General features: G+C 42.5%; 2 protein-coding genes and 1 pseudogene. All 3 read right to left on the bottom strand.

Annotated elements, in window-relative coordinates:
• A pseudogene (locus tag A6U95_RS31630) lies at positions 1-268 on the bottom strand (IS6 family transposase); the annotation flags it as partial.
• Positions 269-410: 142 nt separating this feature from the next.
• Positions 411-848 (bottom strand): lipocalin-like domain-containing protein, encoded by a 438-nt coding sequence (locus tag A6U95_RS25325; RefSeq protein WP_071926317.1) that lies wholly within the window; start codon positions 846-848, stop codon positions 411-413.
• Between the two features lie 64 nt (positions 849-912).
• A partial coding sequence (locus A6U95_RS25320) for an SDR family oxidoreductase (protein ID WP_065686498.1) occupies positions 913-1516 on the bottom strand: 604 nt, incomplete at its 5' end.

Genomic DNA, 1516 nt, shown 5'->3' with positions numbered 1-1516 from the left:
GGTATGGCTAGAAATATTCACCGTGCAATACAGATATTTCCTCTTATTTTTGATTTACATCCATTCGCCATCGGCTACCCACAGAACGTTTATGCCGACGAAAGGGCTTATACAGTCGCGGCACCAAGCGGATGAACCAACGGTGCAGCTTGGAATGGTAAATAATAACGCTACGCTCTGCCATTATCTCTTCGAGATTGCGCAAGTTCTGGGCATAAGGCGGATATCAAGGAACACATTGCGCTATGATATCAAAGGGATAAAGCAGGTGACTCTAGGCATTTCGGATAAGTGATATGGGAAAGTAACATCAAAAAATAGCATATTGCCCCGCACAATCATTATTGAGCCCCCGCGCCCCACCTTATCAATGAAGATATTGACAAGAGCGGCCATTTATTTTGTTATACTTATTGTCTATTCCAGAGAAGCTCAAATAGCCAGTGGGTGTTGTTTAATAATAAACTGTCGATCGAGCGAAGGATCAACTGGTCACGCTTAAAGTTGAATTTACGACAAAGTACGGTACCAATTTGATTTGGGTATTTGCTGTTTTCAATCCTATGAGAAATGATCTTTTCATCAAAATCAACATCGTAATAGCCACAGTAGGTTTCAAACTTGGAGAAATCCGTAATGATCTGTTCAGGAGGTATGGCACGAATATCATCGGTAGTAAACCTGGTACGTTCATCGGCAGCAATAAATACCATCATATAGTCTTCGGTGTAGGTTAGCATCCCAAAGGGCGCCACACCTAGAGGGTAACTCTGCTTATCGCCACAGATACCGATACAAGACTCCAGTTTCCAGCGGCCGACAAACCGATCTCTGTTGTTCTCAGACATAAATAGCCTCTTCAGAAAATAGCATAAAGTGACCGATTGCTACTCTGGCCACAAAAACAACCTCTTACTTTTCAATAAAATATTTATCGAGCATCACTATCCACTTAGTGAAATTGTCGGTGAACATCCTACCGTTATCCACAACGATAACCTGACCACGCACCGCATCCATCAAACCACTGCAAAGAGCCACGGTTACATTAGCCACTGCCTCTGGCTGAACAATAAAACCCGGATCAAATTTCCTGATAAAATCCTGAGCCATCTTACCAAACACCAACTCAAATGCCTCGGTATCTACCACACCCGGTGAAACACAATTAATAATAATATCATCTCTCGCAGATATATATTTAGCCAATGTTTCCAGTACCGCTTTCGATGCCGCGACATAATCATATCTATTAATATGACAATTGCGATGCCCTTCGGAGGTAGTTGCCACAACATAACGAGGAAACTGACCTATAGACTGTTTAATCACATCAAGATAGGTAACCAATGGCCAGGCGTTATGCTCAATGCTATCCACCAATCCACGATACTCATAGCTGTCTTTAAACTGAGGGGCGAAAGCAGCATTGGCGACCAAAACATCGATCCTTTGATGGTTATCGACGATCGTTTTGATTAATCCAATGGTGGCCTCTTTATCACTGATATCGGAC

This window comes from Serratia sp. 14-2641, assembly GCF_001692375.1.
Lineage (GTDB): Bacteria > Pseudomonadota > Gammaproteobacteria > Enterobacterales > Enterobacteriaceae > Chania > Chania fonticola_C.
This window is presented reverse-complemented; position numbering and strand designations above follow the sequence as displayed.

Excerpts from the sequence above, each read along its gene's own strand:
- A6U95_RS25325 (WP_071926317.1), bottom strand. The coding sequence starts at position 848 with ATGTCTGAGAACAACAGAGATCGGTTTGTCGGCCGCTGGAAACTGGAG.